Genomic DNA, 22,640 nt, shown 5'->3' with positions numbered 1-22,640 from the left:
TAAGAGGAAGTCAACCTGAAGGTCGCTTGTTTAGAGGTATCAATACCATAAGTGTACTCGAAGTATTTAGGAAACCAGGTCTTAAGAAAGCTCGTAAAGCATCACAATTATCAAAACGTTAATCAACACGCTTATATCAACGTTTACAGACATTTAAGAAATTTCTCTTGGATGTCTTTTTTTGTCTAGCTAAATTTTACAAATTGGGCAATTTAGGTTACTCAATAATATAAAAAAGATAAAAATTTAAAGTTCGAATTTTAATTTTAAAAAAAGTAATTATTATTGAATATCTGTTCAAACATTTTTCTTTTCTAAGGTTAATATAAGTATATATACTTTAAAAAAGGAAGTCAAACATCTTGCTCATAGATTTTTGCATTTTTAAAAAATACATTTTGTCATATAATAATGTGGAAAATTGACGGATTCCTTAAATAATCATATAATATGAATATATAAACCCTTACATACTATTCTACTTATACTTGATAAAATGCAAGTTCTTGAGGATCTATAAATATATAGACACTCTTCTATTTATAAAGTGAAATAAAGAATCACGGAGAAAGTTTATGGATATTAAAGAGACATTCAACCAGCTAGACAATACAAAATTTAATGATTTCAATAATCGCCTTGAAGGTTTTGAGAAACTTTTTAAAGACAAATATTATTTTACCCATCCCGAAGATTTTAGCTCAATCTTTAGCATTTTGGTAAAGTATGGAAAAAGTACAAGTAAATATATTTTATCGAAAGGAGAGATATATGAGTGAAATAGTTATTAATGCTCAGAATTTATCTAAAAATTTTTATAATTTTGATTCAAGACTCCCATTTATCAAGAGATTTTTGAAACGTAATCAAATAACGATTCGAGCTGTTCAAGATATTAGTTTTACGATTAAGAGAGGGAGTATAGTTGGCTTTATTGGGAGTAATGGAGCTGGTAAATCCACAACGATTAAAATGTTGACTGGGACTCTTTATCCTAGTTCCGGAAAATTAGAAGTGAATGGAGAAATTCCATTTAAAAGAAGTATAAATTTTAGAAAAAAAATTTCAATAGTAGTAGGAAATAAATTACAGTTATTTCAAGATGTTTCGGCTATGGATTATTTTCAATTGATTGGTACTTTATATGAGGTAGAACCGGCGATTTTACAAGAACGAATTCAGGAATTAAGCAATTTGTTGAATGTAAAAGATCAGCTTTACCAGCAGGTCCGGACCCTCTCTCTTGGACAAAAAATGAAAATGGAGTTTATCGCGGCATCTTTAACAAGTCCGGAAATATTATTTTTAGACGAGCCTACTATAGGGTTAGATATACAGTCTAAAAAAGATATCAGAACATTTTTAAAGAAAATGAATGAAGAATGTCATACTACTATTATTTTAACGAGTCATGATATGGATGATATTTCGTCTGTTTGTGACGAATTAATCGTCATTGACAAAGGAAAAATTATTTTGCAGGAGTCAATGGATGTTATTTTATCTAAATTTTCTGATTTTAAATATTTAAAGATAAAAATGACATTAGATTTGGTACCAGAGTTATGCTCTGTTAAAGGAGTAGTAGTCATTTCTCAAACAAAATCGGAATGTATACTAAAAATACCTAGAGATTTTGTCTTTGAGACATTAGAATCAATCAATAAGCTTGTAGATATAGAAGATTTTGAAATATCAAATCTTTCTTTAGAAGAAATTATTTTACAAAACTATTTTACAAAAAAGGAGCACAATTGAAAAAAGAAATGTCTATTATTCTGATATCATTTCGATCTATTTTGAACTATAAATCAAGTGTACTATTGTTAATGTTACAGGCAAGTATACAAATTATGATATCAGTATTTTTATGGACGTATATATATCAGAGTAACCAGATAAATATAGCAGGATATGATTTTACCTCAATGGTTCAATACTATTTGGGGACTATAATTTTTTCATATTTTGTTTTTTATCCAGTTGATTGGGAAATCAATGACGATGTTCATTCAGGAAATTTTTTTAGCATATTAATAAAACCTGTTACTTTTTATAAGTATTATTTTTGTAAAATGCTTGGAGATAGGCTTGCTCATTTATTATTTATCATCATTCCTGTCATTTTATTCTCCAGTGTTTATTACAAGAATGAGTTATTAACCATTGAAATTCTTATTTTAGGAAGTATTGCAATTATTCTATCTATGGTTCTATGGTTTTTAATATCATGTTGTGTAGGTATGCTTTCTTTTTGGTTAGAAAATATATTTTTTGTCCTTACTGTTAAAGAAATAGTAATTCAGTTTTTATCAGGAATATTATTGCCTTTAAGTTTTTTTTCAAATAATTTTCGTCTGTTTTTAGATGTATTACCTTTTAAATACTTAGTATATGAACCGCTTCAGATGTTTAGTAATGATACATATAAATTAATAGACTATTTGAGAATTATTTGTATTCAATTGATTTGGTGCATCATTTTTTATATTATATCAAGATTCATATTGAGAAAAGGAGTGGAGCACTTCTCAAATGTGGGAGGATAAAATGTTTAGAATAAAAGTAATTTTTAGGCTACTTCATTTTGGTTTTAAATCTGATATGAATTTTCATTTTGACTTCTTTTGTGGTCTATTTTCGTCGATACTGTGGATTGGTTTACCTATTGTATTTTTTAGATTGATTTTCTTAAACATAGACTCTTTTAATGGTTGGGACTATTATCAAATTTTATTTTTGGTAGGTTCCTACACTATTGTAGATGGAGTTATGATGGGATTGTTAATTAGAAGTATGGGAATTTTAGAATCAGATATTTTGAGTGGTAACTTGGATCAAATTTTATTGAGGCCGTTTGATACTCAGTTGTTCTATATTTTTAGATCATTTAATTTAGTTCAATTCGTGAATACTTTTTTTGGTCTTGCGATCATTTTTATAAGTTATGGAAATTTAAATGTACATTTAAATTCATTAAAAATATTATTTTATATCCTTTCTTTAATGTGTGGTTGTATTATATATTATTCAATTTGGTTTCTAATAACGATTAGTTCATTTTGGTTCCCAACTAAATTTTCAAAAGTAGATGTATTTTTGAATTATATTGGAATTTCTAAGTATCCATATAATATTTTTACAGGTATTAACAGATTGATCACTATGTTATTTGTTCCCAATTTATTAATTGCCAATCCTGCAGTATTAATATTTTTAGGGAAAGATACATTGAACCTATTTTTCTATCAAATAGTTTTTACAGTTTTTTTGATTATTATCAGTCGTACAATTTTTAGAAAAGGATTGAAAAAATATGAAAGTGCAGGAAGATAAACAATGTTGTTCAGTTATATGTTTGACTAAAGGAAGTGATTCGCTGTACTTTGTTTTGTGGTCATTGAAACATCAGATAATTATAAACTATAATTTAAAGAATAGTATTATTAACTTATAGGTGCTAAGAAAAAATTTAAAGAAATTCCCTCATTCAATCAAACTTATTCATATTTTTTAAAATAAGAAAATAGTTGGATTTTGATGATGGTTGATATAAAGCTAAACTGAAAGTACCTGAAATCCAACTGTGTCAAACCAGGTCATACGATCTGTGAGAAAAAGAACACATAACAAAAAGAGGAGCTTCACAATAAAGTTCCTCTTCTTTTATATATCCGAATCATTATTCTTATTTCAAAAAAGGTAGTGAAAAAGGTAGTGATTCGGTTGATTTATATTGCAATGTAGTGAAATTTAGAATTTCAAGAATCGCTTAAAATCAAGGTTTCTAACATCTATTGACGTGTAGTGAACCCCTATTTCACCTCTGTAAAAACCAAATAAGGTAAACTTTTGATATTCTGGTTCGATTTTATCTTATTTTTAATGAAAGTTTACCTTATTTAAATGAAAGTGATTGAACTTAATTGAAATTTGAATTTTTAGAAACTTATGAAAACGTTGATTTTAAAGCATTTTGAAATTGGATAAAATAAGTGGTGCCCCAACCAGGTCTTAAGAAAGCTCGTAAAGCATCACAATTAGTAAAGGTTAATTCGAAAGAATTACTATATTTTAAAAGAGCACATTTTCAAAGGATTTTTCTTTTGAATTCAATTCCTAATTAATCAATGAACTTAATACTAGGTCTCGAAAAGAATTATGCTTCCTCGTTCTGTCTGAGTTCAAAGAGGTCTTCTACTTTCAGATTAAAAACTTGAGCAATTTTAAGAGCCATTTCCAGCGAAGGGTTGTAACGGTTATTTTCCAAGTGCAGAATTGTCTCGCGTCGCATGCCGATGAGGTCGGCTAACTCCTGCTGGGTCATGCCTGTCGACTCACGAACAGATTTAAGATTAGTAATAATCTTGCTTTCTTTGGCCATGCTTATCCTCTCCGTTCCAAGATAAAGTAGACAACCGCAAAGATGAAAATCAAGGCAGCTATGCTAATAAAGACTTGACCCATGTAAAGAGTGAGAGACCCCATATACCCAATGATAACTGTTAGGCTCATCAGTGCGCCTAGTGTAAAAACTAACATCAAGCTAGCTGCCTTTGCTAAATTGGCATAAAAGCGTTCGTCCGGAGTTTCCTTGACATTTTTCAAAGAGAAAAAACCAAATACAATCACTTCAATAACGAGGCCAATTCCCAAAATCCATTCTTTAATACCAGAACTTTCGCTTGGGGTCGCAACCCAAATTCCTACTGTATAAAAAATGCTTGCTGCAAACACAAGTATCGTGTAAAGCTTAGCAGATAAGTCAAAAATAATCTTTCCCTTACCTTTCTGACTCTTATGTAGCCAGCTACAAATAGCTACAATTTGACCTGACACTGAAATACCAGTAATAACTAACTTGGGTCCCCAACTAAGATTAGAACCAAATAAAACAATAAAATCAATAAAGAGAGCTACAGCAATCATTGCAATGAGGCCACGCATTTTTTGACTTTTTTTCATGATAGACTCCTTTTTTGTGTTATAAATATATAACACTTAAATTTTATGTTATAAATATATCACATTTAAATTTGGAAAGCAAGAATTTATGTGCCAAGGTGGCAATTATTTGAAAAAATTTTTTAATAAAAGCCCTTGATAGTCAAACAACTTTAGTAGATATCATTCTTAAAATCCTTGATATTTCGCTTGGGAACAGGCTTGGAATTTAGAAGCCAAGCATCCAAATCACGTTCAGGAGAGATGGAGGGTTTGACTTTATGGTCTTTATAAAATTTTTCTAAAATAGTATTTATGACATTCTCTTTCTGATTTTTCTTTAAAATATAACAAATTTCTAAATGATTTAAGAATTTTATAGTCTGTCAAGTTTTTTTCTTGACACCTGTTAGAAATCTGTTATAATAGAACATGTGCTAAATAGCTCAGCTATTTCACCGAAATAAAAAATAAGAAAAGAGACTTTAAAAATGGCAGTTAAAATCCGTTTGACTCGTATGGGTTCTAAGAAAAAACCTTTCTACCGTATCAATGTAGCAGATTCACGTTCACCACGTGACGGACGTTTCATCGAAACAGTTGGAACTTACAACCCACTTGTTGCTGAAAACCAAGTAACTTTGAAAGAAGACCGCGTTCTTGCATGGTTGGCTGATGGAGCTCAACCTTCAGATACAGTACGTAACATCCTTTCAAAAGAAGGCGTATTGAAAAAATTCCACGATTCTAAATTCTCAAAATAAGTTTAAAGTAGGTTGACAGATGGATACGATTGAAAATCTCATTATTGCGATTGTGAAACCCTTGATTTCACAACCAGATGCCTTAACTATCAAGATTGAAGATACACCAGAATTTTTGGAATATCATTTGGATCTTGATCAAAGCGATGTGGGTCGTGTAATCGGTCGTAAGGGTCGCACTATTTCTGCGATAAGAACGATTGTCTACTCTGTCCCAACTGAAGACAAAAAAGTAAGAATCGTTATTGACGAAAAATAAGAAGGGCGGGACGAATGTCTCGCTTTTTTTGCCAGGAGAAAGAATGAGAGATTTAACAGTTAGACAACTAGAGGAATATTTACTTGACCATTACCGACAATCTAGAACAGAAGAAGGGCTTTTTATTAAGCTAGTAGAAGAAGTTGGAGAAGTTGCTGAGGTTTTAAATGGACGCTCTGGTCGAAAAGAAGGAGTTCAAGATTCGAACGAGGAACTAGCAAAAGAATTGGCTGATATCATTCACTACACTGTCGCAATTGCGGCCATCAACGACATAGATCTAACCAAGACCATTTTTGAAAAAGACAAAAAGGCGGCTATCAAATATCAGCATGAACGAGATTTGGAAGGATTTTTGAAGGGGAAGTAGAGCTATTGTCCTCTTACTCCAACTTGAGAAAATCCATAGAACGTGATAAAATAAGGGATAAGGATTTTTAATAATTCATTATATAGAACGAGTGGATTTCTTTATGAAGAGGATTGAAGTATCTACAGAAATTGGTAGTCTCTCTGTTACTTATCAAAAGCAAAAGAAAATGCTAGTTTGTTTAAGTGGGGCAGGTTTACTACCAAGTTATGAAAATTTTTCACTTATACTTGAAAAACTTCCTCCTACAATTGGTTATTTGACAATTGATTTTCCGAACACAGGTAGGAGTCCGATTCATGACCAAGCTGGAAAAAATCTAGATAATCTTGCAGATGCAGTTTATAAAGTACTTGAAGAATTAGGGATTTCTGAATATATACTTTGTACACATAGTTTGAGTGGAATTTTAGCTTGCAAATTACTCAAGAAACCAATTAAGTGTCAGGCTTTAGTAGCAATTGAACCGACAACTAAAAAAGTCATGTTTGCTGATTTTTCAGAAAATCCTTATCCAGAAATGGAAAAGCAGATGATGTTGATTGAAGAGTGTGGTCCTGAATTTTATTTTAAGAATTTAACTCAAGAGACATTTAGCACTGAAATTAATAAAGAAATCTGGGAAATAATGCAAGAAAAAGGTTCAGAGTTGGAAAATCAAGATACAGGATTTCAGATATCTGGAGAGATTACTGAGGAAGATTTTGAGAATGTATCTATAGAATCTTATATCCCTGTATTTATTTTTTGTCAGCCTTATAGAGAAAAAGAGTACAGAGAATCAGAATATTGGACTTCCAATACTAAACTCATTTTAGGAGGGAGTCACCATTATTTACAGTGGTCTGAACCCGAAAAAATTGCGACTATTATTCGAGAATTGTCAGAATAAGATGAAAAAAAGGAGAGTACAGGAGACAAGATGAACTACTTTAATGTTGGGAAAATCGTTAATACGCAGGGGTTGCAGGGTGAGATGCGAGTCTTGTCTGTGACAGATTTTGCAGAAGAACGGTTTAAAAAAGGGGCTAAGCTGGCTTTGTTTGATGAAAAAGATCAGTTTGTTCAAACAGTGACCATTGCTAGCCACCGTAAACAGAAGAACTTTGACATTATTAAATTCAAAGATATGTACCATATCAATGCTATCGAAAAGTACAAGGGGTACAGTCTCAAGGTTGCTGAGGAAGATTTGAATGATCTAGACGATGGTGAATTCTACTATCACGAGATTATTGGTTTGGAAGTCTATGAGGGAGAGAACTTGATTGGGACTATCAAGGAAATCTTGCAACCAGGTGCCAACGATGTCTGGGTGGTCAAGCGAAAAGGTAAGCGTGACTTGCTCTTGCCTTATATCCCACCAGTGGTTCTCAATGTTGATATTCCAAATAAACGGGTCGATGTGGAAATCTTAGAAGGATTAGACGATGAAGATTGATATTTTAACCCTCTTTCCAGAGATGTTTTCTCCACTTGAGCACTCAATCGTTGGAAAGGCTCGAGAAAAAGGGCTCTTGGATATCCAGTATCATAATTTTCGAGAAAATGCTGAAAAGGCCCGCCATGTGGACGACGAGCCATATGGAGGTGGTCAGGGGATGTTACTTCGAGCCCAACCCATTTTCGATGCCTTTGATGCTATTGAAAAGAAAAATCCGCGCGTGATTCTCCTCGATCCAGCTGGAAAGCAGTTTAATCAGGCTTATGCTGAGGATTTGGCTCAAGAGGAAGAGCTAATCTTTATCTGTGGGCACTACGAAGGATATGATGAGCGCATTAAGACCTTGGTGACAGATGAGATTTCCCTGGGGGACTATGTCCTGACTGGTGGTGAATTGGCGGCTATGACCATGATTGATGCTACGGTACGTCTGATTCCAGAAGTGATTGGCAAGGAGTCTAGCCACCAAGATGATAGTTTTTCTTCAGGCCTTCTCGAATATCCTCAGTACACACGTCCCTATGATTATCGAGGTATGGTTGTCCCAGATGTTCTGATGAGCGGGCACCATGAAAAAATCCGTCAGTGGCGCTTGTACGAGAGTTTAAAGAAAACCTACGAGCGCAGACCGGATTTGTTAGAAAATTATCAACTGACAGCAGAAGAAGAAAAAATGCTGGCAGAAATCAAAGAAAACAAAGAATAAAGGAGATACCTATGCAAGTAATCAAACGTGATGGAGAAATTGCTGAATTTAATCCAGATAAGATTTACCAAGCTATCTTAAAGGCGGCTCAGACTGTCTATGTATTGACAGATGATTTGCGTCAAAACCTTGCACAAGTCACTAAGAAAGTGGTTTTGGATTTGGAAGAAGCCAAGGTGGAACGTGCTACCATCAGCATGATTCAGTCTATGGTTGAACATCGTTTACTGGGTGCAGGTTACATTACCATAGCAGAACATTATATTTCCTATCGTCTACAACGTGACTTGGAAAGAAGTGGTTATGGGGATCATATCGCGGTTCATTTGCATTTTGAACAAATTCGCTAAGAAAAAAGAGTGGGATGAAGCAACTACATCTCACTCTTTCTTAAATCTATTTTTTTGGGCTGTTTGGACAGTTGAAGGGACAAACCGCAGGCGTTGAATATCGCTTATACGGATAATACGGGTCACATTTTTGGCAAAATTTTTCACGATAATTTGCTGGCGTTGCTGATCGTATTTGATGATGTCACCCGTAAAGCTTGTCTCAGACAAGATAAGATGAACAGCGGTTTGTTTCTGGATAGCCTCTTCAATAGTAGCCGTAAGGGAGTTGGTTTCAGTCTGGTCAGGTTGGTCATGTCCATTTAAAAAGTCATGTATTTTATCTAGAACTTGCTGGAATTTATGTTTCATATCGGCCTCCCTTCTTTTATATCAATATTATATAAAATTTTCCTAAAATCTACAAGATTTTACGAATAATCAAATGAAAGCTAAAAAAGGAGAAGAAAATGGCAGAATTTACATTTGAAATCGAAGAGCATTTGTTGACTCTTTCTGAAAACGAAAAAGGTTGGACCAAGGAAATCAACCGTGTGAGCTTTAATGGTGCCCCTGCAAAGTTTGATATTCGTGCTTGGAGCCCAGACCACACTAAGATGGGCAAAGGAATTACTCTATCAAATGAAGAATTTCAAACGATGGTGGATGCCTTTAAAGGAAATTAAATTTTTAAAATGAAAGAAAAGGATATTGAGTCATGACAACTCGATATCCTTTTTTAGTTAGCGAAGTAAGCCTGATTTTTAAGGCGTTGAAGTAGGGGACGGCTAATCAAACTAATAGCTAGAAGTTTACCAAGGTCTGGAATGATAAAAGGAATGACCCCCACAACAAGAGCTTTTTCAAATGCCATTCCAGCTAGGAAATGCAAGCTGAGAATCCCTCCGACAAAGACAAGGGCATCACCCAAGAGATTTGCAAGAAAAATATTGACAATCCCGCTCTTGCTGTTGGTTAGAGAGGAAGTCAGTCCAGAGTACACAAGATAAAACCAAAGATAGCCTGCAGTAGGGCCAACTAAAGCCTGAAATCCTGCTCCACCTCCTGCAAAGACAGGAAGACCGATAGCGCCTAGAAGAAGATAGAGACCAACAGAAAGTACAGCCTCTCTCGGTCTAAAGACAGTAGCAATTAAGCCGATTGCAAAGTTTTGCAGAGTGAAGGGGACAGGTCCAATTGGGAGACTGATTTGTGCCAATACAGCAATGAGAGCAGCCCCAATCGCAGGGATAGCATAAACGTGAGCTTTTTTCAAAATAGTTAACCTCTTTTCTGATGTATAGTAACTATTATACTCATAGTGGAATCATTGTCAACCAATTTTTAAAGATAAGGTAACAAAAACTGTAACGGCCGATTTTGCTTACTGGTTAAGTTGGATTATTGTTTTGTTGATTCGAAAGCATCAAAAAAGAAGCAGACACATTTGTATCAGCTTCTTTTGTTTTGATTAACGCATAGTTACAAATTCTTCAGATGCAGTTGGGTGAATCGCCACAGTTGCATCAAAGTCAGCCTTGGTTGCTCCCATTTTGATAGCAACAGCAAATCCTTGAATCATTTCATCAACACCGTAGCCAATTCCATGAAGTCCGACAACTTTTTCTTCTGAACCAGCTGTGATCAATTTGAAACGTGTTTCTTGACGGTTGCAAGTGCAAGCAGAGTACATAGAAGTAAAGCTTGATTTGTAAACCTTGATTTTGTCTTGGCCGTATTCTTTAATAGCTTGCTCTTCTGTCAAGCCAACAGTTCCGATAGCAGGGTGTGAAAAGACAACGGTTGGAATAGTTGAGTAGTCCATTTTAGCAGTTGTTTTGCCGTTAAAGAGACGTTCAGACAAAGTACGACCAGCCTTGATAGCAACTGGAGTCAGTTCTTTTTCGCCCGTTACATCACCTAGAGCGTAGATTCCCTCAACAACAGTATTTTGGTATTCATCCACTTGGATAAAGCCACGTTCGTTCAGAGTAACTCCAGCTTTTTCAAGTTGCAAGCCTTCAACGTTTGGACGGCGACCAGTAGCCCAGATAACTTGGCTAGCTGTGTGACTAGTACCATCTTCGAAATGAATGGTAATGCCATCAGTAGTTTTTTCTAACTTAGCAGGGACTTTGTGAGTATGAAGTGGCAAGTTTGTTCTTTCCATTTCCTTAACCAGACCTTCAACGATGTAAGAGTCAAAACCACGTAAAGGACGATCGCGGCGAACAAAGAGGTCTGTCTTGACACCAAAGGTGTGAAGTACGCCAGCCAATTCAACGGCAATATAACCAGCGCCTAGAATTGCAACTGACTCTGGCAATTCTTCCCAGGCGAATACATCATCAGAAGAGCCACCTAACTCAGCACCAGGAATGTTTGGAATACTTGGATGGGCACCAGTAGCAATCACGATATGTTTAGCACGAATCAGTTCACCATTTACACTGACAGTATGAGAATCTACAAATTCAGCATGACCTTCAATCAAGTCTACACCGTTGCGTTTAAAACTCCCATCATAAGAAGAACGAGCGCGATCGATGTAAGCTTCACGATTGCGACGTAGGGTTGCAAAGTCAAAGTTAAGATCAGTAGTCTTAAAACCGTAGTCTTCTCCAAATTGATGGAAAGTCTCAGCGATTTGCGCCCCGTACCACATGATTTTTTTAGGAACACAACCGACATTGACACAGGTTCCACCTAATTTCTTTTCCTCAATAACGGCTGCTTTAGCTCCGTGTTCACCAGCACGGTTCATGGTAGCAATTCCTCCACTACCTCCACCGATAGCAATGATATCGTATTCTCTCATTGAAAACTCCTTTGTACTCTTTTAAATAGTAGAGTGTCATTTTTTGATAGTCATATTCTATCTTTTTTTTGAATTGATTGCAAAAATCTGCTACGTTCAAAAAAAAATTAAAGAAAAGGCTTGCAAAAAAGAAAAATAAAGTGTATTATATAACTAGTACAATGATAGTTAAAAAAATTCCGAACAATAATTAAATCCTGAAATGTCATTATTTCGTTCTGAACTGTTATTGTTTATATTTGGTAATTTTTATATAATATTGTTAAGGACTTTAAATAAAAAAGGAGTTTCATTATGAAAAAGAATCGCAAAGCTAAAAAGTGGCAATTGTATGCAGCAATTGGTGCTGCAAGTGTAGTTGTATTGGGGGCTGGAGGGATTTTGCTCTTTAGACAACCATCTCAGACTGCTGTAAAAGATGAGCCTACTCATCTTGTTGTTGCCAAGGAAGGAAGCGTAGCGTCCTCTGTTTTATTGTCAGGGACAGTAACAGCAAAAAATGAACAATATGTTTATTTTGATGCTAGTAAGGGAGATTTAGATGAAATCCTTGTTTCTGTGGGTGATAAGGTCAGCGAAGGACAGGCTTTAGTCAAGTACAGTAGTTCAGAAGCCCAGGCGGCCTATGATTCAGCCAGTCGAGCAGTAGCTAAGGCAGACCGTCATATCAACGAACTCAATCAAGCACGAAATGAAGCTGCTTCAGCTCCGGCTCCACAGTTGCCAACGCCAGCAGGAGGCGAAGGAGCTGCAGGGCAAACTCCAGCACCAGTCTCAGGAAATGCAGTGTCATCTATTGATGCACAGCTAGGTGATGCTCGTGATGCACGTGCAGATGCAGCAGCGCAATTAAGCAAGGCTCAAAGTCAGTTGGATGCCATGACGGTTCTCAGTACCCTAGAGGGAACTGTGGTCGAAGTTAACCGTAATGTTTCTAAATCTCCAACAGGATCTAGCCAAGTGGTCGTTCATGTCGTAAGTAATGAAAACTTGCAAGTTAAGGGAGAACTATCTGAATATAACCTTGCCAATTTATCTATTGGACAAGAAGTAACCTTTACATCTAAAGTTTACCAAGATAAGAGCTGGACTGGTAAGATTAGCTATATCTCTGACTACCCTAAAAACAATGGCGAAGCAGCGAGTACAGCGGCTGCCGCAGCAGCTGGTAATTCTGGCTCAAAATATCCATATACCATCGATGTTACAAGTGAAATCGGTGACCTGAAACAAGGATTCTCTGTAAGTGTTGAGGTCAAGAACAAGAGTAAAGCTATTTTGGTTCCTTTAACAAGTGTTGTTATGGAAAATGATAAGAATTATGTCTGGGTACTTGACGAGCAGAAAAAGGCCAAGAAAGTGGAAGTTGGTTTGGGAAATGCTGATGCAGACAATCAAGAAATCACTTCAGGTCTGACAAATGGAGTCAAGGTCATCAGTAACCCAACGTCTTCTCTAGAGGAAGGAAAAGAGGTGAAGGCTGATGAAGAAACTAATTAGTCTAAAAAATATCTGCAGAAGCTACCGTAATGGTGACCAAGAACTGCAGGTTCTCAAAAATATCAACCTAGAAGTGAATGAGGGTGAATTTGTTGCCATCATGGGACCATCTGGTTCTGGTAAGTCTACGTTGATGAATACGATTGGCATGTTGGATACACCAACCAGTGGAGAGTATTATCTTGAAGGTCAAGAAGTAGCTGGCCTTGGTGAAAAACAACTAGCCAAGGTCCGCAATCAACAAATCGGATTTGTCTTTCAGCAGTTCTTTCTTCTATCCAAACTCAATGCTCTGCAAAATGTAGAATTGCCCTTGATTTATGCAGGAGTTTCAGCTTCAAAACGGCGCAAGTTAGCTGAGGAATATCTAGATAAGGTTGAATTGACAGAACGAAGTCACCATTTGCCTTCGGAATTATCTGGTGGTCAAAAGCAACGTGTGGCTATTGCGCGTGCCTTGGTAAACAATCCTTCTATTATTCTTGCTGACGAACCGACAGGAGCCTTGGATACTAAAACAGGTAACCAAATCATGCAATTATTAGTTGAACTGAATAATGAAGGAAAAACCATTATCATGGTAACGCATGAGCCCGAAATCGCAGCTTATGCCAAACGCCAGATTGTCATTCGAGATGGGGTCATTTCGTCTGATAGTGCACAGTTAGAAAAGGAGGAAAACTAAGATGCAGAATCTGAAATTTGCCTTTTCATCTATCATGGCCCACAAGATGCGCTCTTTTCTCACTATGATAGGGATTATTATTGGTGTTTCATCAGTTGTTGTGATTATGGCTCTGGGAGATTCCATGTCTCGTCAGGTTAATAAAAACATGACCAAGTCACAGAAGAATATCCATGTCTTTTTCTCACCTATCAAAAGCAAAGATGGTTCTTTTACCCAAAAGCAATCAGCTTTGACAGTTTCTGGAAAAGAAGAGGATGTTCCTGTGGAACCACCAAAACCACAAGAATCCTGGGTCAAGGAAGCGGCAAAACTGAAGGGTGTAGATAGTTACTATGTAACCAACTCAACCAATACCACCCTGGCTTATAAGGATAAAAAAGTGGAGCGTGCTAGCTTGACAGGTGGGAATATTACCTACATGAAGGCGGTTGAAAATGAAATTGTTGCAGGCCGTAGTCTTATAGCTCAGGATTATAAAGACGTGGCCAGTGTCATTTTACTAGACCAAGAACTTGCCAATAGTCTGTTTGGTTCAGCTCAAGAAGCTGTTAACCAGATTATAGATGTTGGTGGCTTTAGTTACCGTGTCATTGGTGTCTATACTAGCGATGAGGCCAAGACTGCCAAGACTTTTGGTATTGGTGGACTTCCGATTACGACTAATATTTCTCTTGCCAATAATTTCAATATGGATGAAATTTCTGATATTGTCTTCCGTGTCAATGATACCAGTTTGACACCGACGGTGGGACCAGAATTAGCTAGAAAATTGACCGAGATTGCTGGTCTTCAGCAAGGGGAGTATCAGGTGGCAGATGCGACTGCAGCCTTCCAAGAAGTACAACAACTGTTCGGCTTTATAACTACGATTATTAGTGCCATTGCAGGTATTTCCCTCTTTGTTGGAGGAACTGGTGTTATGAATATCATGCTGGTTTCGGTGACAGAGCGTACCCGTGAGATTGGTCTCCGTAAGGCTTTGGGTGCAACTCGTGCCAATATTTTAATCCAGTTTTTGATTGAATCCATGATTTTGACCTTGTTAGGTGGATTAATTGGTTTGACAATTGCAAGTGGTTTAACTGCATTAGCAGGTTTGTTACTGCAAGGTTTGATTGCGGGTATAGAAGTTGGAGTATCAATTCCAGTTGCCCTATTTAGTCTTGCAGTTTCGGCTAGTGTGGGTATCGTTTTTGGAGTCTTGCCAGCCAACAAGGCATCGAAACTTGATCCAATTGAAGCTCTTCGTTATGAATAAGATCAACAAGATGGACACTTGTCTATCTTGTTTTTGTATGGATTTCCCTATCGAAAATCACTAAAAATGTGATATAATGAAGTGTTAGAAAAACAGGTTTCATTTGCCTGGAAAGGAAAAATTATGTCTGAAAAGAATTTTTATATTACAACGCCGATTTACTATCCATCTGGTAAACTTCATATCGGATCTGCCTACACAACCATCGCCTGTGATGTTTTAGCACGTTACAAACGCTTGATGGGCTACGATGTCTTTTATTTGACAGGTCTTGATGAGCATGGTCAAAAGATTCAACAAAAAGCAGAAGAAGCTGGAATCACCCCTCAAGCCTATGTTGATGGGATGGCAGTTGGAGTTAAAGAACTCTGGCAATTACTCGATATCTCATACGATAAATTTATCCGTACAACTGATGACTACCATGAAAAAGTTGTCGCACAAGTCTTTGAACGCTTGCTTGCTCAAGATGACATCTATTTGGGTGAATATTCTGGTTGGTACTCAGTCTCAGATGAGGAATTCTTTACAGAAAGCCAGCTTGCAGAAGTATTCCGTGATGAAGTTGGAAATGTAACTGGTGGTATCGCTCCATCAGGTCACGAGGTGGAATGGGTCTCTGAAGAATCATACTTCCTTCGCCTCAGCAAATACCAAGATCGTTTGGTAGACTTTTTCAAAGCTCATCCTGACTTTATCACTCCAGATGGTCGTCTGAATGAAATGTTGCGTAACTTCATCGAGCCAGGTTTGGAAGACTTGGCGGTTTCTCGTACAACCTTTACATGGGGAGTGCCTGTCCCATCAAATCCTAAACACGTTGTCTACGTTTGGATTGATGCCCTTCTTAATTATGCGACAGCACTTGGCTACGGTCAAGATGAGCACGGTAACTTTGATAAGTTCTGGAATGGAACAGTCTTCCACATGGTTGGAAAAGACATCCTTCGCTTCCACTCAATCTATTGGCCAATCCTTCTTATGATGTTGGATATCAAATTGCCAGATCGTTTGATTGCCCATGGTTGGTTTGTCATGAAAGACGGTAAGATGTCTAAGTCTAAGGGGAATGTGGTTTACCCTGAAATGTTGGTAGAGCGTTATGGACTAGATCCACTTCGTTACTACCTCATGCGTAGCCTTCCAGTTGGTTCAGATGGAACTTTCACCCCTGAAGACTATGTAGGCCGTATCAATTACGAATTGGCAAATGACCTTGGAAACCTCCTCAATCGTACGGTCTCTATGATTAATAAGTACTTTGACGGGCAAGTACCTGACTATGTAGAAGGCGTGACTGAATTTGACAATGCTCTTGCTCAGGTTGCAGAACAATCAATCGCTGACTACCATACACACATGGAAGCAGTTGACTACCCACGTGCTTTAGAAGCAGTCTGGACTCTCATATCTCGTACTAACAAATACATCGACGAGACAGCTCCATGGGTCTTGGCTAAGGATGAAGCACTCCGTGACCAATTGGCAAGTGTCATGAGTCACTTGGCAGCCAGCCTTCGTGTTGTAGCTCACTTGATTGAGCCATTTATGATGGAAACCAGTCGTGCAGTCTTGACTCAACTTGGTTTAGCAGAAGTTTCTAGCCTTGAAAACCTGAACTTGGCGGATTTCCCTGCAGGTGTGACTGTAGTTGCCAAAGGAACACCAATCTTCCCACGTCTCGATATGGAAGAAGAAATCGCCTATATCAAAGAACAAATGGAAGGCAATAAGCCAGCTGTCGAAAAAGAATGGAATCCAGACGAAGTCGAACTCAAACTCAACAAAGAAGAAATCAAGTTTGAGGACTTTGATAAGGTTGAAATTCGTGTCGCAGAAGTCAAAGAAGTTTCTAAAGTAGAAGGTTCTGATAAGTTGCTCCAATTCCGCTTGGATGCTGGTGATGGTCAAGACCGTCAAATCCTCTCAGGAATTGCAAAATACTATCCAAACGAACAAGAATTGGTCGGTAAGAAAGTTCAAATCGTTGCCAACCTCAAACCACGCAAGATGATGAAAAAATATGTCAGTCAAGGGATGATCCTCTCAGCTGAACATGATGGTCAATTAACCCTCCTCACAGTTGATCCAGCTGTACCAAACGGAAGTGTGATTGGGTAAAAGTAAAAGACCAACGTTATCCACGTTGGTGTCAGATTTAAGAGGCTCTTTGTCAACTGTAGTGGGTTGAAGAAAAGCTAAGATCGAGAAAGGACACATTTCGTCCTTTCTTTTTTGATATTGAGAGCGATAAAAATCCGTTTTTTGAAGTTTTCAAAGTTCCGAAAACCAAAGGCATTTCGCTTGATAAGTTTGATGAGATTATTGGTCGCTTCCAATTTGGCGTTGGAATAGGGTAGTTGAAGGGCGTTGACAATCTTTTCTTTATCCTTGAGGAAGGTTTTAAAGACAGTCTGAAAAAGAGGATGAACCTGCTTTAGATTGTCCTCAATAAGTCCGAAGAATTTGTCAGGTTCCTCGTTCTGAAAGTGAAAAAGTAAGAGTTGATAGAGATTGTAGTGGTGTTTCAACTCTTCTGAATAGCTCAAAAGCTTGTCTAGAATTTCTTTATTTGTTAAGTGCATGCGAAAAGTAGGGCGATAAAAACGTTTATCACTCAGTTTACGACTATCCTGTTGAATGAGCTTCCAGTAACGTTTGATGGTCTTATATTCATGAGATTTTCGCTCAAATTGATTCATGATTTGGACACGGACACGACTCATAGCACGGCTGAGATGTTGGACAATGTGAAAGCGGTCGAGAACGATTTTAGCGTTAGGAAAAAGTTTCCTGGCAATATCGTAGTAGGGGCTAAACATATCCATCGTAATGATTTTCACCTGACAACGAACGGCTCTATCGTAGCGCAGAAAGTGATTTCGGATGATAGCTTGTGTTCTACCTTCAAGAACGGTGATAATGTTGAGATTATCAAAGTCTTGTGCAATGAAACTCATTTTTCCCTTGGTAAAGGCATACTCGTCCCAGGACATAATCTCAGGAAGTTGGCTAAAGTTATGCTTAAAGTGAAAATCATTCAGTTTACGAATGACAGTTGAAGTTGAAATGGAAAGCTGATGGGCAATGTCAGTCATAGAAGTCTTTTCAATTAACTTTTGCGCAATTTTTTGGTTGATAATACGAGGGATTTGATGATTTTTCTTGACGATAGAAGTCTCAGCGACCATCATTTTAGAGCAATGATAGCACTTGAAACGACGCTTTTTAAGGAGGATTCTGGTAGGCATACCAGTTGTTTCAAGGTAAGGAATTTTCGATGGTTTTTGGAAGTCATATTTCTTCATTTGACTTCCGCAATCAGGGCAAGATGGTGCCTCATAATCTAGTTTAGCGATGATTTCTTTGTGAGTATCCCTATTGATGATATCCATAAATTGGACATTAGGGTCTTTGATATCGAGTAGTTTTGTGATAAAATGTAATTGTTCCATATGAATCTTTCTAATGAGTTGTTTGGTCACTTTTCATTATAGATCTTATGGGACTTTTTTTCTACAACAAAATAGGCTCCATAATATCTATAGGGGGTACCCACTACAAATATTATAGAGCCATTTAAGACAAAGCCTTTAGACTAAAAGTTTCTAAGGGCTTTTCTTTGTTGACTAAACTGAGATTTTTATTGATGGAACTCATATCAAGGCCATAGCTAATAACCACAAATATACTCATCAAGTTATAGACATGCAAGCTAAGTTTATGAGTAAGCAACTTGAAGTTGAGATTGACTTGGATCGGAAAAAACAAAGAAATGTTAAGTGGAAGTCACTTTGAGAAGTTAATATTATTTTTCTATCTCTATTAGAGTGACTTCTAATGTAGAAGTATAATAGATTTTTTGGTATAATAAAAGTTATGGAAATCGAAAAAACCAATCGTATGAATGCGCTCTTTGAGTTTTATGCGGCGCTTTTGACAGACAAGCAAATGAATTATATAGAGCTCTACTACGCTGATGATTATAGCCTTGCTGAGATTGCTGAAGAGTTTGGTGTCAGTCGTCAGGCTGTCTATGATAATATCAAGCGGACAGAAAAGATTCTGGAAGATTATGAGATGAAATTGCACATGTACTCGGACTACATTGTCCGTAGTCAGATTTTTGACCAGATTTTGGAGCGCTATCCCAAGGATGACTTTCTGCAGGAGCAGATAGAAATTCTAACAAGCATTGATAATAGAGAATAAGAGGAAGAAAAATGGCATTTGAAAGTTTAACAGAACGTTTGCAGAACGTCTTTAAAAATCTACGCAAAAAAGGAAAAATCTCTGAGGCTGATGTCCAAGAAGCAACCAAAGAGATTCGCTTGGCCTTGCTTGAGGCCGATGTTGCTTTGCCCGTTGTAAAGGACTTTATCAAGAAAGTTCGTGAGCGTGCAGTCGGACATGAAGTCATTGATACCCTTAATCCTGCGCAACAGATTATTAAAATCGTTGATGAGGAACTGACTGCTGTTTTAGGTTCTGATACGGCAGAGATTATCAAGTCTCCTAAGATTCCGACGATTATCATGATGGTCGGTTTGCAGGGGGCTGGTAAAACAACCTTTGCAGGTAAATTGGCCAACAAACTCAAGAAAGAAGAAAATGCCCGTCCTTTGATGATTGCGGCGGATATCTATCGTCCAGCAGCCATTGACCAGCTCAAAACTCTTGGGCAACAGATTGATGTGCCTGTTTTTGCTCTTGGGACAGAGGTTCCAGCTGTTGAGATTGTTCGTCAAGGTTTGGAACAAGCCCAAGCTAATCATAATGACTATGTCTTGATTGATACGGCAGGTCGTTTGCAGATTGATGAGCTTTTGATGAATGAACTTCGTGACGTGAAAGCCTTGGCTCAACCAAATGAAATCTTGCTTGTCGTTGATGCCATGATTGGTCAGGAAGCGGCCAATGTTGCGCGTGAGTTTAATGCTCAGTTGGAAGTCACTGGGGTCATCCTTACCAAGATTGATGGGGATACTCGTGGTGGTGCGGCTCTATCGGTTCGTCACATCACTGGAAAAGCAATCAAGTTCACTGGTACAGGTGAAAAAATTACAGATATCGAAACCTTCCACCCAGACCGTATGTCTAGCCGTATCCTTGGTATGGGGGATATGCTCACTTTGATTGAGAAAGCTTCTCAGGAATACGATGAGCAAAAAGCCCTTGAAATGGCTGAGAAGATGCGTGAAAACACCTTTGATTTCAATGATTTCATTGATCAGTTGGATCAGGTGCAAAATATGGGGCCGATGGAAGACTTGCTCAAGATGATTCCAGGTATGGCTAACAATCCAGCCCTTCAAAACATGAAGGTAGATGAGCGTCAGATTGCTCGCAAACGTGCTATTGTGTCTTCAATGACACCTGAAGAACGTGAAAATCCAGATTTGTTAAATCCGAGCCGTCGCCGTCGTATCGCTGCAGGTTCTGGGAATACCTTTGTCGAAGTTAATAAATTCATCAAAGACTTTAACCAAGCTAAACAGCTTATGCAGGGTGTTATGTCTGGGGATATGAACAAGATGATGAAGCAGATGGGAATCAATCCAAACAATCTTCCTAAAAATATGCCAAATATGGGAGGAATGGATATGTCTGCCCTTGAAGGAATGATGGGACAAGGTGGTATGCCTGACTTATCAGCTCTAGGAGGAGCGGGAATGCCAGATATGAGCCAGATGTTTGGTGGTGGACTAAAAGGTAAAATCGGTGAATTTGCTATGAAACAGTCCATGAAACGCATGGCTAACAAAATGAAGAAAGCGAAGAAGAAACGCAAATAAAAAAGGAAAGCAGAAGTGCTTTCCTTTTTGATATAGAATATGTGCTTTCTATGATTAGGCAATTTTCTTAATCGAAAAATTGACTAAATAGAAAGAGAGATTTCAAATCCTTGCGTCCATTCGGATTTTACTGTGATTTCGATTTTTAAAGCATCTGCTAATTGTTTGACTAGATAGAGCCCCATACCTGTTGATTTTTTCCTTGTATCACCTGAATCACCTGTAAAGCCTTTTTCAAAGATATGAGGAAGGTCACAGGCTTTAACTCCGCAACCATTATCCCTAATAATCAGACTTGTGCGCCCCTTATCTTTTGACATAGAAATACTGAGTTCGGGCTTGTCAGAGCTATATTTAAGGGCGTTGGCGAATATTTGAGAGAGGATAAATTCAAAACTGCGTTGATCGGTGTAGCAGATTCCTTGTATGTTCTCTAGCTGAATCGTAAATTTCTTTTCTTTGAGCAAGGGATCAAAGTTTTCCAAAAGATCTTGGATACACTCTTGGAGGTCAAGGTCTTCAAATAGAAAATCATTTTTTTCACTTTTCACCCTGTAATAGAATAGTATCTGTGATACATTTCCTTGGATTTGATTTTTCACATAGTCCAACTTAAAAGTTGTATCCTTTGGCAACTGGTCACTTTGATTGTCCAAAAGGAGGGAAAGAAGGGATAGAGGGAGTTTGATTTCATGAGCCCATTTTTCAACATAGTCCTCGTATTCGGCTAGTAATGAGTTGAGCTTTCCTATTTCCGCTTGCCTTTGATAAAGCGCATTTGCGATTTCTTCGATGTTTTCTTTCTCTGAGGCACTTGATAAACGCAATAATTCCAGCTCAGTATCGACCTTGGGATTGGCTATGAAGGCTTTATAGGCAGCGGATTTTTTTCTTTCTTTTCTTATCAGTAGGAATGATAGGATGAAAAAGAGCAGGACAGTAGCTAAAAGATAGAGAATGATGAGGGCTTGAAACTTTCTCACGTCTGAAAGCCAAAGCAGGACAGCTGTGAATAGATCAAATGCTAAGAGAACAAGTAACCAAGGCAGATAGGTAGCCAAATATTTAGGATTCTGTTTCATATTCCCTTTCCTCTTCCAATTTGTAACCGATGCCTCTGACGGACTTGACTTGAAGTGCAATACCAGCCTGTTTCATCACCTTTTTGAGTCTTGCAATATTTACTTGAAGGGCATTTTCATCTATGAACTCAGTTGTATTCCACAGTTTCATGCTTAGTTCTTCTTTTGTGACGACAGAATCAGTTGCCACTAATAAAGTTTCTAACAATTTCCCTTGATTTTGGGGGAGTAAAATCGACTGTCCATTGATATAAAGGGTATAGGTCTGTCTATCCAGCAGAAAGTTGTCTTTTTCAAGTAGATTTTGTCTGCCTTCATAGCGTTTCAAGATATTTTCTATACGTGCCAAAAATCTTTCTTTCTTGAAAGGCTTTGTTAGATATTCATCTGCCCCTAATTTCAGAGCGTAGATTTCATCTTTTAATTGTTCACGGGAGGTGAGAACTAATATAGGGACAGAGCGTTTTGACTTGAGATTTTTACAAATTTGAAAACCTGTTTCTCCTGGCAAATTCAAATCCAGTATGATTAGATCTGTATCGTATTGCAGCACTTGCTGGCTTGTATCTTTGAAGTCAGTCAACTTATCAACTTGATAACCCGCTTTCTCTAACAAGATGACAATTTCATCTCGAATCAAGGCTTCATCTTCAATAACCAGAATATGCTTCATATCGGTTCCT

26 protein-coding genes are annotated in these 22,640 nt (G+C 37.4%); 18 read left to right on the top strand and 8 right to left on the bottom strand.

Annotated features, from left to right (window positions below; translation table 11 throughout):
* Positions 1-575 precede the first annotated feature (575 nt).
* From D7D53_RS05060 to D7D53_RS05045, 4 genes are all read left to right on the top strand, one after another.
* Positions 576-779, top strand: coding sequence for a hypothetical protein (locus D7D53_RS05060; protein ID WP_003010127.1), 204 nt, complete (start codon positions 576-578; stop codon positions 777-779).
* The gene (locus D7D53_RS05055) at positions 772-1,758 is read left to right on the top strand and encodes an ABC transporter ATP-binding protein (RefSeq protein WP_003010129.1); all 987 of its coding nucleotides are present in this window, start codon (positions 772-774) and stop codon (positions 1,756-1,758) included. The genes D7D53_RS05060 and D7D53_RS05055 overlap by 8 nt, the downstream gene beginning before the upstream one ends.
* A gap of 71 nt (positions 1,759-1,829) precedes the next feature.
* Positions 1,830-2,549 carry an ABC transporter permease gene (locus tag D7D53_RS05050; RefSeq protein WP_245941788.1) on the top strand — a complete coding sequence of 240 codons (720 nt, stop codon included), beginning with the start codon at positions 1,830-1,832 and terminating at the stop codon, positions 2,547-2,549.
* 1 nt (position 2,550) lies between these two features.
* Positions 2,551-3,336 carry an ABC transporter permease gene (locus tag D7D53_RS05045; protein WP_003013947.1) on the top strand — a complete coding sequence of 262 codons (786 nt, stop codon included), beginning with the start codon at positions 2,551-2,553 and terminating at the stop codon, positions 3,334-3,336.
* Between the two features lie 823 nt (positions 3,337-4,159).
* Here D7D53_RS05045 and D7D53_RS05040 read toward each other — a convergent pair.
* Together D7D53_RS05040 and D7D53_RS05035 are read right to left on the bottom strand one after the other, a co-directional pair.
* Positions 4,160-4,384: a helix-turn-helix transcriptional regulator gene (locus tag D7D53_RS05040; protein ID WP_001041098.1), complete on the bottom strand. Its 225-nt coding sequence runs from the start codon at positions 4,382-4,384 to the stop codon at positions 4,160-4,162.
* A gap of 2 nt (positions 4,385-4,386) precedes the next feature.
* Positions 4,387-4,965 (bottom strand): hypothetical protein, encoded by a 579-nt coding sequence (locus D7D53_RS05035; protein WP_120770320.1) that lies wholly within the window; start codon positions 4,963-4,965, stop codon positions 4,387-4,389.
* Positions 4,966-5,435: 470 nt separating this feature from the next.
* Between D7D53_RS05035 and rpsP the strand changes: the two genes are divergently transcribed.
* From rpsP to D7D53_RS05000, 7 genes are all read left to right on the top strand, one after another.
* Positions 5,436-5,708: a 30S ribosomal protein S16 gene (rpsP, locus tag D7D53_RS05030; protein ID WP_000268760.1), complete on the top strand. Its 273-nt coding sequence runs from the start codon at positions 5,436-5,438 to the stop codon at positions 5,706-5,708.
* Positions 5,709-5,727: 19 nt separating this feature from the next.
* Positions 5,728-5,967, top strand: a complete 240-nt coding sequence (gene kphA / locus D7D53_RS05025) for an RNA-binding protein KphA (protein WP_000379617.1) — start codon at positions 5,728-5,730, stop codon at positions 5,965-5,967.
* A gap of 43 nt (positions 5,968-6,010) precedes the next feature.
* Positions 6,011-6,337, top strand: a complete 327-nt coding sequence (locus D7D53_RS05020) for a MazG nucleotide pyrophosphohydrolase domain-containing protein (RefSeq protein ID WP_020901482.1) — start codon at positions 6,011-6,013, stop codon at positions 6,335-6,337.
* A gap of 103 nt (positions 6,338-6,440) precedes the next feature.
* On the top strand, positions 6,441-7,229 hold the full coding sequence (locus tag D7D53_RS05015; protein ID WP_120770319.1) for an alpha/beta fold hydrolase: 789 nt from the start codon (positions 6,441-6,443) through the stop codon (positions 7,227-7,229).
* Positions 7,230-7,259: 30 nt separating this feature from the next.
* Positions 7,260-7,778: a ribosome maturation factor RimM gene (rimM, locus tag D7D53_RS05010; RefSeq protein WP_120770318.1), complete on the top strand. Its 519-nt coding sequence runs from the start codon at positions 7,260-7,262 to the stop codon at positions 7,776-7,778.
* Entirely contained in the window at positions 7,768-8,487 is a 720-nt protein-coding gene (gene trmD / locus D7D53_RS05005) for a tRNA (guanosine(37)-N1)-methyltransferase TrmD (RefSeq protein ID WP_120770317.1), read from the top strand. Before rimM ends, trmD begins: the two co-directional genes overlap by 11 nt.
* An 11-nt stretch (positions 8,488-8,498) precedes the next feature.
* Entirely contained in the window at positions 8,499-8,837 is a 339-nt protein-coding gene (locus D7D53_RS05000) for an ATP cone domain-containing protein (protein WP_001196040.1), read from the top strand.
* 30 nt (positions 8,838-8,867) lie between these two features.
* Here the strand turns inward: D7D53_RS05000 and D7D53_RS04995 are convergent, their stop codons facing one another.
* Positions 8,868-9,188 (bottom strand): hypothetical protein, encoded by a 321-nt coding sequence (locus D7D53_RS04995; RefSeq protein WP_120770316.1) that lies wholly within the window; start codon positions 9,186-9,188, stop codon positions 8,868-8,870.
* A 98-nt stretch (positions 9,189-9,286) separates the two neighbouring features.
* On the opposite strand from D7D53_RS04995, the gene D7D53_RS04990 reads away from it, so the two are divergent.
* The gene (locus tag D7D53_RS04990; protein ID WP_000807422.1) at positions 9,287-9,502 is read left to right on the top strand and encodes a YdbC family protein; all 216 of its coding nucleotides are present in this window, start codon (positions 9,287-9,289) and stop codon (positions 9,500-9,502) included.
* A 53-nt stretch (positions 9,503-9,555) separates the two neighbouring features.
* On the opposite strand, the gene D7D53_RS04985 is transcribed toward D7D53_RS04990, so the two are convergent.
* Together D7D53_RS04985 and gor are read right to left on the bottom strand one after the other, a co-directional pair.
* Entirely contained in the window at positions 9,556-10,092 is a 537-nt protein-coding gene (locus D7D53_RS04985; RefSeq protein WP_120770315.1) for a biotin transporter BioY, read from the bottom strand.
* A 195-nt stretch (positions 10,093-10,287) separates the two neighbouring features.
* On the bottom strand, positions 10,288-11,634 hold the full coding sequence (gor, locus tag D7D53_RS04980; protein ID WP_120770314.1) for a glutathione-disulfide reductase: 1,347 nt from the start codon (positions 11,632-11,634) through the stop codon (positions 10,288-10,290).
* A 291-nt stretch (positions 11,635-11,925) separates the two neighbouring features.
* On the opposite strand from gor, the gene D7D53_RS04975 reads away from it, so the two are divergent.
* From D7D53_RS04975 to metG, 4 genes are all read left to right on the top strand, one after another.
* Positions 11,926-13,134: an efflux RND transporter periplasmic adaptor subunit gene (locus tag D7D53_RS04975; RefSeq protein ID WP_162927910.1), complete on the top strand. Its 1,209-nt coding sequence runs from the start codon at positions 11,926-11,928 to the stop codon at positions 13,132-13,134.
* Positions 13,118-13,819 (top strand): ABC transporter ATP-binding protein, encoded by a 702-nt coding sequence (locus D7D53_RS04970; protein WP_000733791.1) that lies wholly within the window; start codon positions 13,118-13,120, stop codon positions 13,817-13,819. The genes D7D53_RS04975 and D7D53_RS04970 overlap by 17 nt, the downstream gene beginning before the upstream one ends.
* A 1-nt stretch (position 13,820) precedes the next feature.
* Positions 13,821-15,080, top strand: a complete 1,260-nt coding sequence (locus D7D53_RS04965; RefSeq protein ID WP_120770312.1) for an ABC transporter permease — start codon at positions 13,821-13,823, stop codon at positions 15,078-15,080.
* A 123-nt stretch (positions 15,081-15,203) separates the two neighbouring features.
* Positions 15,204-17,201, top strand: coding sequence for a methionine--tRNA ligase (gene metG / locus D7D53_RS04960; RefSeq protein ID WP_120770311.1), 1,998 nt, complete (start codon positions 15,204-15,206; stop codon positions 17,199-17,201).
* Positions 17,202-17,278: 77 nt separating this feature from the next.
* On the opposite strand, the gene D7D53_RS04955 is transcribed toward metG, so the two are convergent.
* Positions 17,279-18,535: an ISL3 family transposase gene (locus D7D53_RS04955; RefSeq protein ID WP_120770310.1), complete on the bottom strand. Its 1,257-nt coding sequence runs from the start codon at positions 18,533-18,535 to the stop codon at positions 17,279-17,281.
* A 424-nt stretch (positions 18,536-18,959) separates the two neighbouring features.
* Between D7D53_RS04955 and D7D53_RS04945 the strand changes: the two genes are divergently transcribed.
* Both D7D53_RS04945 and ffh read left to right on the top strand, forming a co-directional pair.
* Positions 18,960-19,292, top strand: coding sequence for a putative DNA-binding protein (locus D7D53_RS04945; RefSeq protein WP_000402066.1), 333 nt, complete (start codon positions 18,960-18,962; stop codon positions 19,290-19,292).
* An 11-nt stretch (positions 19,293-19,303) separates the two neighbouring features.
* On the top strand, positions 19,304-20,875 hold the full coding sequence (gene ffh, locus D7D53_RS04940) for a signal recognition particle protein (RefSeq protein WP_120770309.1): 1,572 nt from the start codon (positions 19,304-19,306) through the stop codon (positions 20,873-20,875).
* Between the two features lie 83 nt (positions 20,876-20,958).
* Here ffh and D7D53_RS04935 read toward each other — a convergent pair whose 3' ends face one another.
* Both D7D53_RS04935 and D7D53_RS04930 read right to left on the bottom strand, forming a co-directional pair.
* On the bottom strand, positions 20,959-21,957 hold the full coding sequence (locus D7D53_RS04935) for a sensor histidine kinase (RefSeq protein ID WP_120770308.1): 999 nt from the start codon (positions 21,955-21,957) through the stop codon (positions 20,959-20,961).
* Positions 21,941-22,630 (bottom strand): response regulator transcription factor, encoded by a 690-nt coding sequence (locus D7D53_RS04930; RefSeq protein WP_120770307.1) that lies wholly within the window; start codon positions 22,628-22,630, stop codon positions 21,941-21,943. Before D7D53_RS04930 ends, D7D53_RS04935 begins: the two co-directional genes overlap by 17 nt.
* Between the last annotated feature and the right edge of the window lie 10 nt (positions 22,631-22,640).

It is taken from the genome of Streptococcus gwangjuense (assembly GCF_003627155.1).
GTDB lineage: Bacteria > Bacillota > Bacilli > Lactobacillales > Streptococcaceae > Streptococcus > Streptococcus gwangjuensis.
The sequence above is the reverse complement of the archived record's forward strand: the minus strand, read 5'-3'. Positions and strand labels throughout refer to the sequence as shown.